Source organism: Bifidobacterium sp. ESL0763, assembly GCF_029433395.1.
Taxonomy (GTDB): Bacteria; Actinomycetota; Actinomycetes; order Actinomycetales; family Bifidobacteriaceae; genus Bifidobacterium.
Window position 1 is genome coordinate 641,187 of record NZ_JAQTHW010000002.1, and the last position, 14,764, is coordinate 655,950.

Annotated in this window: 12 protein-coding genes; 11 read left to right on the forward strand and 1 reads right to left on the reverse strand. The window is 65.5% G+C overall.

The annotated features are described in order from the left end of the window. The first annotated feature begins 88 nt into the window (after positions 1-88). From PT282_RS03470 to PT282_RS03520, 11 genes are all read left to right on the forward strand, one after another. Positions 89-1,171, forward strand: coding sequence for an alanine/ornithine racemase family PLP-dependent enzyme (locus PT282_RS03470; RefSeq protein ID WP_277168179.1), 1,083 nt, complete (start codon positions 89-91; stop codon positions 1,169-1,171). 19 nt (positions 1,172-1,190) lie between these two features. Further along, entirely contained in the window at positions 1,191-2,615 is a 1,425-nt protein-coding gene (locus PT282_RS03475) for a basic amino acid/polyamine antiporter (protein WP_277168180.1), read from the forward strand. Positions 2,616-2,853: 238 nt separating this feature from the next. After that, positions 2,854-3,567, forward strand: coding sequence for a B3/4 domain-containing protein (locus tag PT282_RS03480; RefSeq protein WP_277168181.1), 714 nt, complete (start codon positions 2,854-2,856; stop codon positions 3,565-3,567). A 622-nt stretch (positions 3,568-4,189) separates the two neighbouring features. Next, positions 4,190-5,428, forward strand: a complete 1,239-nt coding sequence (locus PT282_RS03485; protein ID WP_277168182.1) for an argininosuccinate synthase — start codon at positions 4,190-4,192, stop codon at positions 5,426-5,428. 463 nt (positions 5,429-5,891) lie between these two features. Then, entirely contained in the window at positions 5,892-7,373 is a 1,482-nt protein-coding gene (gene argH / locus PT282_RS03490) for an argininosuccinate lyase (RefSeq protein WP_277168183.1), read from the forward strand. 233 nt (positions 7,374-7,606) lie between these two features. After that, positions 7,607-8,338, forward strand: a complete 732-nt coding sequence (locus PT282_RS03495) for a GDSL-type esterase/lipase family protein (protein WP_277168184.1) — start codon at positions 7,607-7,609, stop codon at positions 8,336-8,338. A gap of 130 nt (positions 8,339-8,468) precedes the next feature. Further along, positions 8,469-9,791, forward strand: a complete 1,323-nt coding sequence (gene tyrS, locus PT282_RS03500) for a tyrosine--tRNA ligase (RefSeq protein ID WP_277168185.1) — start codon at positions 8,469-8,471, stop codon at positions 9,789-9,791. A 137-nt stretch (positions 9,792-9,928) separates the two neighbouring features. Continuing rightward, positions 9,929-11,905, forward strand: coding sequence for a lipopolysaccharide assembly protein LapB (locus PT282_RS03505; RefSeq protein WP_277168186.1), 1,977 nt, complete (start codon positions 9,929-9,931; stop codon positions 11,903-11,905). Positions 11,906-11,928: 23 nt separating this feature from the next. Then, positions 11,929-12,966 carry an HAD-IIA family hydrolase gene (locus tag PT282_RS03510; protein ID WP_277168187.1) on the forward strand — a complete coding sequence of 346 codons (1,038 nt, stop codon included), beginning with the start codon at positions 11,929-11,931 and terminating at the stop codon, positions 12,964-12,966. A 1-nt stretch (position 12,967) separates the two neighbouring features. Beyond that, positions 12,968-13,147 carry a hypothetical protein gene (locus PT282_RS03515; protein ID WP_277168188.1) on the forward strand — a complete coding sequence of 60 codons (180 nt, stop codon included), beginning with the start codon at positions 12,968-12,970 and terminating at the stop codon, positions 13,145-13,147. Between the two features lie 17 nt (positions 13,148-13,164). Beyond that, positions 13,165-13,902, forward strand: coding sequence for a TlyA family RNA methyltransferase (locus PT282_RS03520; protein ID WP_277168189.1), 738 nt, complete (start codon positions 13,165-13,167; stop codon positions 13,900-13,902). On the opposite strand, the gene PT282_RS03525 is transcribed toward PT282_RS03520, so the two are convergent. Beyond that, entirely contained in the window at positions 13,884-14,573 is a 690-nt protein-coding gene (locus PT282_RS03525) for a hypothetical protein (RefSeq protein WP_277168190.1), read from the reverse strand. The two genes, PT282_RS03520 and PT282_RS03525, sit on opposite strands and share 19 nt — an antisense overlap. Positions 14,574-14,764: the final 191 nt, after the last annotated feature.

A 14,764-nucleotide genomic window follows, 5' to 3' on the forward strand; every position in this document is an offset into this window, starting at 1 on the left:
GAACGGCCGAAACGGCGCCGCGTGCGCGCGACGGCCGGTCCGGGCCCTGTCCCAGACCACATCCAATAGAGAGAACGGAAGGAACATCATGGCACATTATCCCCAATTGACCATCAATCTCACCAAGCTCGGCGAGAACGTGCGCAACGTGCTGGGTCTGTGCGCCGACAACGGCATCGACGTGGCCGTGGTCGTCAAGGGCGCCAACGGGCTCATGCCCATCGTCAACGCCTACCGGCAGGCCGGTGCCAAGACCATCGCCAGCTCGAGGCTCGAACAGCTCGAGGCGGTGCGCCGGATGTGGCCCGACCAGCAGACGCTGGACCTGCGCATCCCGATGTTGAGCGAACTGCAGCAGATGATCGACTGCGCCGACATCAGCCTGGAAAGCGAGGTCGAGACCCTCGCCAAGCTCGACGAGCTGTGCGTGGCCCAGCACCGCACCCATCGGGTGATCCTGATGGTCGATCTGGGCGACCTGCGCGAGGGCTTCTTCAAGGAGGAGGACCTCTACGCCGCCGCCAGGCAGGTCGAGGACGCGAAGGGGCTGGTGCTCGAGGGCATCGGCACGAACCTCGGCTGCTACGGCTCCATCGAGCCCGACGAGACCAACCTCGGCAGACTGTGCGAGCTGGCGGAGCATATCGAGTCGGTGATCGGGCGCAAGCTCGCCGTGGTCTCGGGCGGCGCGTCGACCAGCCTCTCGCTGCTCACCCACCACACCATGCCCAAGGGCATCAACCATCTGCGCATCGGCGACAATTTCCTGCTGCGCGACATGGAGTACTACTTCGACTATGCCATTCCCGACCTCAACGGCGACGCGTTCACCCTGCAGGCCGAGATCATCGAGAAGAAGGAGAAGCCGACCTACCCGATCGGCCACATCAGCGTCGACGCGTTCGGAAACACGCCGGAGTACGTCGACGAGGGCATCCGCACCAGGGGCCTGCTCGCGATCGGCCGCCAGGACATCGGCGACATGACCAAGCTGCACCCCGTCGACAAGCGGATCAAGATCTACGGTGGTTCCAGCGATCACACGATCATCGATTTGACCGATTGCGATGGCGACTACCAGCTCGGCGACACCGTCGAGTTCACGCTCGAATACGAGAACGTCCTCTATTCGACCGGTTCACCCTACGTACACAAGAAATATGTCGACTGACATATAAGGAAGAAGCATCATGGAAGAGAAGGATAAGAAGATAGGCCTCGTCAGCCTGGTGGCCCTGTCGGTCACCTCGGTGGTCGGCGGAGGCGTGTTCAACCTGATGAGCGACGTCGCCAAGAAATCGGCGGTCGGACCGGTCATCATCGCATTGCTCATCTCGGGATTGGGCATGGGTATGTTCGTCATGTGCCTCAACCACCTGACAGTGCGCTACCCGGAGCTCGACGCGGGCATCTTCAGCTTCGCGCAGAAGGGCTTCGGCAACTTCGTCGGCTTCGTCAGCGCGCTCGGCTACTGGGCCTCGATTTTCCTGGGCAACGTCGCGCTCGGCTGCCTGGCGTTCAGCGCGGTGGGCTACTTCTTCCCGGTCTTCGGTGACGGGCAGAACGTCTACGGCGTCATCGGCGCCAGCATCGTGCTCTGGGTCATGCACTTCGTGATCCTGCGCGGCTCGGACTTCGCCTCCAAGATCAACGGCTTCATCACCGTGGCGAAGATGGTGCCCCTGATCATCTTCATCATCACGATGATCATCGCCTTCAAGTACAGCATGTTCACCGCCGACTTCTGGGGCACCGTGACCGGCAACTTCCAGTGGGGCGACGTGCTCTCGCAGGTGCGTGGCGCCATGGTCTCCGTGGTGTGGGTGTTCGTCGGCGTCGAGGGTGCGGTCGTCTATTCCTCCCGCGCCAAGAGCAAGAAGATCGTGGCCAAGGCCGTGGTCCTCTCCTTCGCGATCATCACCTCCATCTACATGCTCTCCACCGTCCTGTCCTTCGCCGTGATGTCGCAGGGCCAGCTGGCCAAGCTCGACAAGCCGGCCATGGCGGGCGTGATGGAAAGCGTCGTCGGCCCGTGGGGCGGCATCCTCATCAGCATCGGCGTGATCATCTCCGCGATCGGCGCATGGTTCGCCTGCACGATGTTCTCCGGCGAGATCCTCTATCAGATTTCCAAGGAGCACATCTTCCCGAAGGTCTTCGCCCACACCAACAAGTACGGCGCCCCGAGCTACGCCCTGCTGCTGAGCGACGGCCTCGTGCAGTTCTTCTTCTTCTCGCTGCTGGTCAACAAGAGCGCCTACAACCTCATGGCGCTGCTGGCCTCCAGCACCATGCTGGTGCCCTACTTCTTCGTCTCGCTGTCCTACTGCAAGCTCAACCTGCAGGAGAAGAAGATCAACTGGGGCCACGTGGTCCTCGGTGTGCTCACCACCTGCTACATGGGTCTGGTGCTCTACATGTCGGGCTTCAACTACCTGTTCCTCACCACGCTGCTGTTCACACCCGGCATCCTCGTCTACATCTGGGCGCGTAAGGAGAACAAGCTGCGGGTGTTCAACAAGCCCGAGGCCGTCGGCGCGATCCTGCTGGCCATCTGCGGGGTGCTGTGCGTGTTCTTCATCGCCACCGGCACCATCAACGTGGCCACCATGTAGCCACCGTGTAGCCACAGACGTCGGGCTTCGCCCCTGAACGCAATCGTCCCGTCCCTCCGGGTTTCCGGTCGGACGGGACGATTCGTGTGTCTTGGGCGAGCGGCCCGAATCATGCCGGTCGCCGTCGTCCGATGTCCGGACGACAGGGTCGGAGATACGGCCCGGTCCCGAGATTGATTTCGCCAACCATGTCACTAGAATTGAAATGACAACCAATAGAGAAGGAATGCAAGAAAAGATGACCAAGAAATTCACTGTCGAAGAGCCGTTCTGGGATATTTTCCCCGATGTCCACATCGCCGTCCTGGTGGCGAAAGGCATCGACAACTCGGACTACGGCCGCGTGCCCAAGGACCTGCTGGCCAAGGCGAACAAGACGGCCCTGAAGTGGGTGCCCGACGCCCGCATCAGCGCCAATCCAGTCGTCGCCGACTGGCGCGAGGCGTTCCGCAAGTTCAAGACCAAGAAGGGCGCCCGCTGCGCGGTGGAGAACCTGCTCAAGCGCGCGGCCAACGACAAGGGCGTTGGCCACATCAACCCGGCGGTCGACATGTACAACTCCGTCTCGCTGGACTGGGCGTTCCCGATCGGCGGCGAGGACCTCGACAACATCGACGGCGACATCAGGCTCACCGTGGCCCGGGGCGGCGAGAAGTTCTGGCCGATCTCCGAGGCCGACGGCGAGGCGCAGGAGGCCCTGCCCGGCGAGGTCATCTACGCCGACGACCATTCGGTGCTCACCCGCTGCCTGGCATGGAGGGACAGCGCCCGCGCCGAAGCCACCGAGAACAGCCACAACATCATCTTCTACATGGAGAACATCAATCCCGAGCGCGCCGAGGACCACCAGAAGGCCATGGATGAGCTCAAGCAGAAGATCCACGACTACTTCGGCGTCGACGCCACCTCGTGGATCGTCAGCCGGGACAACCCCAGCATCGAGGTGTACTGAGGGGCTGCGGTCGCGTGGAGCGGTGCCGGACCGGTGTCGGGCCGGTCCGGCACCGCTTTTTGGGACTTTGGGCCGTGCCGCAACTCGATTGACTCCGGCGTGCCGATGCCGTCCACACGGTGGGCAAGGCATATGTGATGTGCGCGACACTCCGGCATCCACGGACCGGGACGCTTGTCCCGGTCCTTTTTTATGATGTACACAATCGACATCAGCAGACGATTAAGGAAACAAGATGATGGCAGTAAGCTTCGCTGTAGACCGCATCGCACGTCCGTCTGCCACCAGGATGTCTTCGCGACGACGTCGATTCTCACGACGAGTTCGTTGATCTGAGGTTTCCCTCATCGATTCCAACCGCTTGCCAATAAGGGCCCGGCTTTGCCGTACCTTTTCAGGCACTGGCGGCGTCATGCGCCAAGATGGCGGGAATCGTCGATGAGGTACCTTTCATTTCCGGTCTGAACCATACCCGATGTGTGTTCTTCCATGGTTTCTCATTGCCATAGATGGCGTGAAGAACGATTGACGCGTAACGCATGGCATGGGCAGGACTCCACATTTTTTCCAAAAAACACAACCACAACCAACATCGGCCAACACAATCCAAAAGGGGATTCACATGGTAGCAAACAAACCAATCGTCCTGGCGTACTCCGGAGGACTCGACACCTCCGTGGCGATCTCGTACCTCAAGGAGCGCACCGGCAAGGACGTCGTCGCCGTCTCCCTCGACGTCGGGCAGGGCGGCGAGAGCCTCGAGACCATCAAGCAGCGCGCGATGGCCTGCGGCGCCATGGAATCCTACGTGGTCGACGCCCGCGACGAGTTCGCCAGCCAGTACTGCATGCTCGCCCTCAAGGCCAACGCCAAGTACGAAGGCGTCTACCCGCTCGTCTCCGCCATCTCGCGCCCGCTGATCACCAAGCACCTGGTGCGCGCCGCCCACCAGTTCGGCGCCGACACCATCTCGCACGGCTGCACGGGCAAGGGCAACGACCAGGTGCGCTTCGAGGTGTCCATCGCCTCGATCGACCCGGACCTCAAGGCCATCAGCCCCATCCGCGACCTCTCCCTGACCCGTGACGTCGAGATCGCGTTCGCAAAGGAACACAAGCTGCCGATCACCCAGACCGAGAAGAGCCCCTATTCCATCGACCAGAACGTCTGGGGCCGCGCCATCGAGACCGGCTTCCTCGAGGACCCGTGGAACGGGCCGACCAAGGACTGCTACACCTACACCGACGACCCGGCCTTCCCGCCCGTGGAGGACGAGGTGACCATCGAGTTCAAGCAGGGCATCCCGGTGAAGATCGACGGGCGCGAGGTCACCCCGCTGCAGGCCATCGAGGAGATGAACCGGCGCGCAGGTGCCCAGGGCATCGGCCGCATCGACCTGATCGAGGACCGCCTGGTGGGCATCAAGTCCCGCGAGCTCTACGAGGCGCCCGGGGCCGTGGCGCTCATCACCGCCCACGAGGAGCTCGAGAACTGCTGCCTGGAGCGCGAGCAGCACCGCATCAAGCGCGACATCGACAAGCGGTGGGCCGAGCTGGTCTACGACGCGCAGTGGTTCTCGCCCGCGGTGCGTTCACTCAACGCCTTCATCGAGGAGACGCAGCGCTATGTGTCCGGCGAGATCCGCATGGTGATGCACGGCGGCCGCGCCGTGGTCACCGGACGGCGCAGCGACTCCTCGCTCTACGACTACAAGCTCGCCACCTACGACTCCGGAGACACCTACGACCAGAACGCCTCCAACGGGTTCATCGCCATCTACGGCATGCCCGACCGGGTCGCCGCCGCTCGCGACGTGAGGTTCGGCAACGCCATAGAAGTTCCGGATAACTCCGTGGAGTAGTCCTTTATCCGCTTATATATAAAAGCTTCGAGAGCCCCCCTCTCATCTATGAGGAGTCTGACTGTGCGGAGGGACTGGAATATACGATGTTCGACACGCTCCGGCTGAGCCGTTAAGAACGAAGCCCAGTGGGCTTCGTTTAGGCGAGGTGAGCGCGATGTATTGAGCGCGAAGGCAAAATCTTCGATTTTGCTCGGCCAAGCCTACGCCCGAACATCGTATATTCCAGTCCCTCATCGGACTGATGCGATGAGTAGGGGCGCTTTGACCTATAAGTCATGGATATTCCACGCAGTTGAGTTTTTGAGGGGAGGGGTGGGGATATGCGATGTTGAGACATAAAGCTTGGCCTACCGGCCTTGAGGGTGTCTCAACATCGCATATCCCCACCCCTGGCACAGCTAGAATACGGATAACGGCCATTGTGGCGATAAGAATGAAGAGGAATTGAGGAATGACGCAGATGAGTGAGAAGAGCGGCGAGGAACATGTGGCGCTGTGGGGCGGACGGTTCAAGTCCGGGCCGTCGCCGGAGCTTGCCAGGCTCTCGAAATCCACCCAGTTCGACTGGAGGTTGGCCGACGACGACATCGCGGGCTCGCGCGCCCACGCCCGGGCGCTGGGCAAGGCCGGATTGCTGAGCGCCGACGAGCTCAAGCGCATGGAGGACGCGCTCAACACCTTGCAGCGGATGGTGGATTCGGGCGAGTTCGCACCCGTCGAGGACGACGAGGACGAGGCCACGGCACTGGAACGCGGGCTGCTCGAGATCGCCGGCGACGAGCTGGGCGGCAAACTGCGCGCCGGGCGCTCGCGCAACGACCAGATCGCCTGCCTCATCCGCATGTGGCTGCGCCGGCACGCGCGCACCGTCGCCGGATTGGTGCTCGGCGTGGTCGACGCGCTGATCGGGCAAGCCGAGAAGGCCGGGGGAGCGGTGATGCCGGGGCGCACGCACATGCAGCACGCCCAGCCGATCCTGCTGGCTCACCAGCTCATGGCGCACGCCTGGCCGCTGCTGCGCGACGTCGACCGGCTCGCCGACTGGGACAGGCGCATCGACGAAAGCCCGTACGGCGCCGGCGCGCTCGCAGGCAACACGCTGGGCCTCGACCCGGAGGCCGTGGCCCACGAGCTCGGCTTCTCACGCGTCAACGCCAACTCCATCGACGGAACCGCCAGCCGCGACACGGTGGCCGAGTTCTCGTTCATCGCCGCGATGATCGGAGTGGACCTGAGCCGCCTGGCCGAAGAGACCATCATCTGGAACACCCAGGAGTTCGCCTTCGTGCGCCTCGACGACGCCTATTCCACCGGCTCCTCGATCATGCCGCAGAAGAAGAACCCCGACATCGCCGAGCTCACCCGTGGCAAGTCCGGCCGGCTGGTCGGCGACATGACCGGCTTGATGACCACGCTCAAGGGCCTGCCCACCGCCTACGCGCGCGACCTGCAGGAGGACAAGGAGGCCGTCTTCGACCAGGTGGACACCCTCGAGGTGCTGCTGCCGGCCTTCGCGGGCATGGTGCGCACGATGGTCTTCGACCTCGACCGGCTCAAGACACAGGCTCCCACCGGTTTCGCCTTGGCCACCGACATCGCCGAATGGCTGGTCAAGCAGGGTGTGCCGTTCCGCCACGCCCACGAGCTCTCCGGCGCCTGCGTGCAGCTGGCCGAAGGTCGCGGCGTGGAGCTCTGGGACCTGGCCGACGAGGATTTCGTCACCGTCTTCAAGGGCTTCCTTCCCGCCGGCCTGGCCCCGCAGGTGCGCCGGGTGCTTTCGGTGGAGGGTTCCGTCGAGCAGCGCGACGGCAAGGGCGGCACCGCGCCCGCACGTGTGGCCGAGCAGATCGCTCAGGCCAAGGGCGTGGCCGCCAAGGCGCGCGGTTTCGCCGAATCCACCAGTGACGGCCCCGCCTACCTCGACGGGCTGGCCGATCGGTGACGGATGACGCCATTCGCCTGCGGGAATGCGGGGACATGCTGGGTTGATGCTCCCGGCACAGGTGCCGTCTGTGCCCGTACGCGTGGTCGACACGCTCCCGCAGGCATGGTCTGTCCTATAATCGGCAGTATTAAGGCACCCGGTTAGGGGAGTCCTCAACAACATATCAACGAAATATACCGGCCCATGCCGCTTCGCTACGAGGCGGCATGGGCCTTCGGAAAGGCGATGTCATGACGTTGGGAATCGGGACCCCGGTGGCGAGCATCGAGGCGTTGTGGGCGAAGCATACGGTGCATCTGGCGCAGGCCCCCGCGGGTGACCCGTTCGGCGTCAAGCCCGGCCGGGGAGGCGACGACGGCGAGTCAGCGCCGATCACGATGTGCGCCATCGGCGACTCCATGGTGGCCGGATGCGGCACTCGGGACCAGAGTGAGGGCTTCGTGCCCGATATCGCGGAAGGCCTGGCCCGCCGGCTGGGGCGCGACGTGCATTGGCGGGCCTACGGCAAGCTCGGCGCCACCATGCGCCGCGTGCGCTACCGCCTGATCCCCGAGGCCAGGAAAACGGGGAAGCGATACGACCTGCTCGTGTTGTGCGCCGGATCCAACGACATCATGGCCAACCGCACGCTCGACGAATGGCGCGACGACCTGGCCGCCGTGCTCGACGAGGCCCGGCCGCTGGGTGAACGCATCGTCGTGCTGAGCCCCGGCCAGATGCAGCACGAGCCGTCGCTGGGCCGTGCGTTGCGGCGCGCGCTCGAACATGAGATGGACGCGCAGGCCGCCGTCAGCCAGGAGGTGTGCCGCGCCCACGGCGCCACCTACGTCAACATGATCCACGAGGACGTGCACGCCGGCGATCCCGACTTCTTCTCGCCCGACCATTTCCATCCCGGCGTCGTGGGCTACCGCCATATGGCCGACGGTGTGGTGGAGCGGCTGATGGCCATGCGCGCCTAGCCGCTGCGGGGTGCCCTGCCGAAGCGCGGTATCGGCATAACGACGCCTGTCGCCGTCTCCTGCGAAAATAGATAGGTTCGAGAGCGTTCTGCCCTCATGGCTTCTAACCTACGAATAGAGGAACACGGTTATGGCTCACGTCACCAACTTCAAGGAAGCGGGATTCGACTCCCTCTTCGATGAATTGACTTGGCGCGGACTGATCTCCCAGTCCACGGACTCCGATCAGCTCGCCAAGGCGCTCAACGGCGGGCCGGTCACCTACTATTGCGGTTTCGACCCCACGGCGGCTTCGCTGCATATCGGCAACCTGGTGCAGCTGATCAACATGCGGCACCTGCAGGAGGCCGGGCATCATCCGATCGCCCTGGTCGGCGGCGCCACCGGCCTGATCGGCGACCCGCGACAGAGCGGTGAGCGCACGCTCAACCCCAAGGACGTCGTGGCCGGCTGGGCCAGGCGCCTGAAGAAGCAGATCGGCGGCATCCTCGAGACCTCCGGTGACAACCCGGTGCGCTTCGTCTCCAACTACGACTGGACCGCCTCGATGTCGGTCATCGACTTCCTGCGCGACGTCGGCAAGAACTTCCGCATGGGCACCATGCTCGCCAAGGACACGGTGGCCCGGCGCCTGAAAAGCGACGAGGGCATCTCCTTCACCGAGTTCAGCTACCAGGTGCTGCAGGGCAACGATTTCCTGCACCTCTACGACGAATACGGCTGCACGCTCGAGCTGGGCGGTTCCGACCAGTGGGGCAACCTCACCAGCGGCCTCGACCTCATCCGCAAGGTGCACGGTGAGTCCGTCAACGTGTTCACCAGCCCCATCATCACCGACAGCCAAGGCAAGAAGTTCGGAAAGTCCGAGGGCAACGCCGTCTGGCTCGACCCCACGATGCTCAGCCCCTACAAGTTCTACCAGTTCTGGTTCAACCAGCCCGACGGCGAGATGGTGAAGCTCCTCAAGGCGTTCACCTTCCTGCCCAAGGCCGAGATCGAGCGGCTCGGCCACGAGGTCGAGGCCAATCCCGGCGCCCGCGAGGCCCAGAAAACGCTGGCTTGGGAGGTCACCAGCTTCGTGCACGGCGAGGAGGCGACCCGCCAGGCGCTCGACGCGGCGGCCGCGCTCTTCGGGCGTGGCGGGGACCTGAAGACCATCTCGATGGACGTCCTCGAGCCCTCGATCGAGGGGCTGAAGGTCGAAGGCGAGGACGGCGGCAGGCAGTTCGCCAAGGTCGTCGTCGGCGAGCGCGTGGCGCAGGCCGGCGTGGCGGCGGGGCTCTTCAAGTCCGTCTCCGAGGCGCGCAAGACCATCAAGTCCGGCGGCGTCTACGTCAACAACGAGCGCGTGGCCTCGCAGGACCAGGAGCTCACCGGCTCGGACTTCCTGCACGGCCGGTTCGTGCTCATCCGCCGCGGCAAGAAGGCGATCGGCGCGGTCGAGCTCGCCTGAGCGGGCGGCCGCGCATGGCCGGGGCGCAAGGATATCGTCTCGCCCCGGCTTCCAGATAACACCAGATAACAACAGGCCCGTGGTCCGGCAAGAGCCGGACGGGCGCAAGACAATCAAGCAAAAGGTACACAGACATTATGGCTCAAGAACAGCATGGCAACCGTGGCAACTCCTACGGTCACGGATCGTCGCATTCGGGCGGCTACCGAGGCCACGGCGGCGGCTCGTACGGCGGGCACCGCGGCGGCGGCTTCCACAAGGGCGGCGGCCACGGCGGCTACCGTGGCAACGACCACAGTGACGGCGGGCACCGCGACTTCCACAGGGACGATCGCAGGGGCGGCTATCGCCATGACGGCGACCGCAGGGACTTCCATCGCGACGGCGACCCCCGTGGCGGACAGGGCGGCTTCCACCGCGATGACCACCGCGGCTACCGGCATGACGGCGACCGTCGCGACTTCCATCGTGACGGCGGGCACCGCGACTTCCACAGGGACGATCGGCGCGGGGGCTACCGCGGCCATGACGACCGCCGTGACGGCGGACGTGGCTTCCACCGCGATGACCACCGCGGCTACCGGCATGACGGCGACCGCCGTGACTTCCACCGCGATGGCGACCGCAGGGACTTCCACAGGGACGATAGACGCGGAGGCTACCGCGGCCATGACGACAGGCGCGACGACAGGCGTGGCGGCTTCCACGGCCGCGATGACCGCCGTGACTTCCATAGGGACGATCGCCGTGGCGGCTATCGCGGCCATGACGACCGCAGGGACTTCCACCGCGACGACAGACGTGGCGGCAACCACGACAACGGGCGCCGCGCCTACATGGAGAACGGTCCGCGCCGCAACTCGGACGGCACCGTCTCGTTCCCCTCGCAGAACCCGTACACCGACCGCCGTCCGGGCGAGCCGCGCATGCCCAAGGGCATGGAGTGGTCGATGCTTTCCAAGGACGAGAAGGAGCGCCTGAGGGGGCTGGCCAAGGAGCACGCCGAGAACATCGGCCTGCACATCCTCGCCGCCTACGCGCTTGAGGAAAGCGAGCCGAAGTCGGCGCTCGACCATGCAAAGTGGGTGGCGCGCCAGGCCTCACGCATCGATTTCGCCCGCGAGACGCTCGCCTTCATCTCCTACCGCCAGGGTGACTACAAGACCGCCCTGCGCGAGTTCCGCACCGCGCAGCGCATGAACGGCTACGACGACTACCTGCCCTTCATCGCCGACTGCGAGCGAGGGCTGGGCAACCCGAAGAAGGCCATCGAGATCGCGCTGGGCGACCGGGCCAAGGGACTCAATGGCGAATCGAAGGCCGAGCTGTTCCTGGTCTACGCCGGAGCATTGGGCGACCTCGGGCTGTGGGACAAGGCCATCGAGGTGGTCCACAAGCTGGGCACCTCCAAGGGCCTGCCCGGAGCCTACCGCATGCGCACGCTGCAGGCCGAGCAGTACTTCCTCGAGGAAGCGGGCCGTGGCGACGAGGCGGCCGACCTGGACACCGTCCTGGAGAAGCTCGAACAGCGTTACGCTGATGTGGACGAGGATGACGAGGACGCCGAGCCGGTCGTGATCGACTACGACCTCGAGCGCCTGCCCGACGACATGATGGAGGAACTCGGCATCACCGAGGAGGACTCGCAGTACGCCCCCGAGGAGCCTGAGGACGACTACGACGAGGATGACGAGCGCCACGGTGAGGAATCCGGGCGCGAGGAGTCCGGCGAGAACCATGAGGACGCCGAGGCGGATCAGGCCGACCAGGCAGAAGGCGACCACGCCGAAGACGGACAGGCCGGGGACGAGGCGGCCGGCGAGGCCGTCGACCCCGATGCCGCCCAGGCCGGCCAGTCGAGTACCGCGCTCGACCCTGAAGGCGCTGAGGCCCAACTGAGCGCCGCCGGTACGGTCGCCGAGAACCGCGAGGGCTTCGAAGCCGCTCCGGAACCCGCCGAACAGGAGGAGGAGCACAAGGCCGAGGCCGAGGCATCCGCCGATGCCGATGAGGCCACCTTGCCCGCCGAGGAGACCGACGAGGGCGCGGGCAGCGCCGTCGACCCGGCCGAGCGCCAGGAGAACGCCGACGACAAGGCCGCCGACGAACAATAATCAATGAGGAAAGGACGTCGCGCATGCTGAAGGGAACGCCAAGGCCACTGAGCGAGACCTACGGGCTGGCACTGCTGGACCTGGACGGTGTCGTCTACCGGGGCAAATTGCCGGTGGACCACGCCGCCGACAGCATCCGCGACGCCGAAGCCGCGGGGATGACGATGGAATACACCACCAACAACTCCTCGCGCGAACAGGCCACCGTGGCCGACCAGCTCAAGAGCTTCGGCCTTCAGGTGGAGCCCCACCAGGTCATCACTTCCTCGATCGTCGCAGCACGTATGGTTGCCCACGACTTTCCGGCCGGTTCCAAGGTCATCATGTCGGGCGCCCGGCACCTGCGCGAACAGCTCGAAGGCCAGGGGCTCACCGTCGTCGAGAGCGTCGAGGACGGGCCGGTGGCCGCCGTGCAGGGCTGGCGTCCGGAGATCACCTGGAACGAGATCGCCAACATCGCCTTCGCGGTGGAACGCGGCGCCCGCCACTATGTGACCAACATCGACCTCACCATCCCCCGCGAGCTCGGCATCGCGCCTGGCGCCGGGTCGATGGTCCAGGCCGTCGTCAACGCCACCGGCGCCGAACCCCACGCCTCGGCCGGCAAGCCCGAATCCGCGATGTACGACGAGGCGCGCGTGCTCGCGGCCGGCGACGGCGAGCGGATGGTCGCCAAGGAACGCTGCCTGGCCATCGGCGACCGGCTCGACACCGACGTGGAGGCCGGCAACCGTGGCGGCTACGATTCGCTGGTCGTGCTCACCGGCGTGGCCACGCCCAGCATGATCATGCGCGCGCCCGCCCATCTGCGCCCGACCTATGTGGCGGCGGACCTGCGCGACCTCGCCGAGGCGATGCCGCAGCCGCAGCGGGTGTCGGAGCGTGAATGGTCCTGCGCCGGCGCTTCGGCCATCCTCGATGGCGGCAACCTGTCGGTCAGTGACGCCAGCGACATCAACGCGTTGCGTGCGGCCTGCTCGCTGATGTGGGAGCGGACGGACACCGATCCCGATTTCGACGCCACGGCCATCGCCCTTCCCGAATTCAAGCTGGGGCGCTGACATGGACGACGAGCAGACCAAGGATTCCGCCATTTCCCCAGAGCCGCAGGCGACGGACGCCGCCACGCTCAAGGAGCATTACCCCCAGCTGGCCAACCTCGCCGAACAGGACGGGGAAGGCAGAATCGAGGCGTTCCGCTCGGTGCTCTCCGGCCTGCGCGCCGAATTGGACAGCCAGTGAGCCACGGAGCCTCTTCGTTGACACGACTCGATGCGCTTATCGCCGCCAGATCGCTGGCCCACAGCCGTTCGCAGGCCCAGCGCCTCATCCGCGCCGGACACGTGCGCGTCGACGGCAGGACGGTGCTCAAGCCCTCGACGCAGGTCGAAGCCGCCGCCCGGATCGACGTGGACAGGGGCGACGACTACGTCTCGCGCGGCGCCTACAAGCTCAAGGGCGCCTTCGAACGCTTCGCCGGCATGGGGCTCGCCGGCCCGCAAGGCCTACGCTGCCTCGACATCGGCGCGTCGACCGGCGGGTTCTGCGACGTGCTGCTGCGCGGGGGAGCGGCGTCGGTGATCGCCCTCGACGTGGGCCACGGCCAGCTCGACCCGCGCATCGCCGCCGACCCGCGCATCATCGAGATGAGCGGCGTCAACATCCGCGACGTCACCGTCGACGACCTGCCTTTCCGTCCGCAACTGGTCGTCTCCGATGTCTCCTTCATCTCCCTGACCTTTGTCATCCCCGTCATCGCCCAGCTGGCGGTACCGCACGCCGCCGTCGTGCTGCTGGTCAAACCCCAGTTCGAGGTCGGGCGTGGGCACCTGGGCAAGAACGGCATCGTCGACAGCGAGTCCGAACGCAGGCAGGCCCTGAGCCGCGTCGTCTCATGCGCGGCCGAGCATGGCCTCGACGTGCGCGCCACCGGCCCCTCGCCGATCGCCGGCACCCACGGCAACATCGAATACCTGCTCTACGCCACCTTGCGCTGAGCCTCGAGCTCCGGACCCTCGTCTCGCACGCGCCGCATCAGCATGACCTCGCTGGACCGGTCGTAGCCCAGGTCGTCCTCGTAGATCACCTCCTTGGCCTGGCTGTGGGCACTGAGCCGTATGGTTCCGCCGCATATCCTGCCACACTCGCAGTTCCACAGCCTCACGCCGCGCGCCTCGGCCCTGGCGATCGCGCTGCGTCCGATATGCTCGCGCATCCCGAAGCGTTCGAACATGGCGCTGTGGATCGGCTTGACCACGATGTCGCGTGCGGTCAGCGAAACGACCTCGAGACGGCCGACAAGCCTGAGGTCCCCTCCCGCGCGCACGTCAGAGGCGCGGGCCAGGCCCACGATGCGCGCTCCCGCCTGGCACTCGAGGGTCTCGCGCACCCGCATCTCGCCGGTGAAACGCATCGCGTGGCAGCGCAGCCCACCGGCCACGTCGCAGCGGCCATGGCCGTGGATGTCGCCGACCTCCATCCCGCCACCGCAGGCCAACGTCCCCGATTCGAAGAGCACGGCGCCACCCACGCATTCGGGGCAGTCGAGCACCCCGCGCACGACCAGCGTCGAGAACCTCACGCCTCGTTCGAGCGTGCAGGCGCCGTTGACGACGATGACATCGTAGCGGCCGGCGCGGATCGGGCCGCCGAACGTGTTCAGGTTCATGGCGGCCCTCCCTTGGTGCCCGTTGCCGTTGGCGTGGTCCCATTCATAGCGGATGGCGCGAAGGAGGCCAAGGCCTTGTGGACATATCTCCAGCATGCCCTCCGTCTTCTGGATGTGTCCTTGACATGACGGTCGGCGGGCGCGCCGTGGCTTTTCCTCGGACGGATATGGCTCCGGGCGGGGCGTTGTGA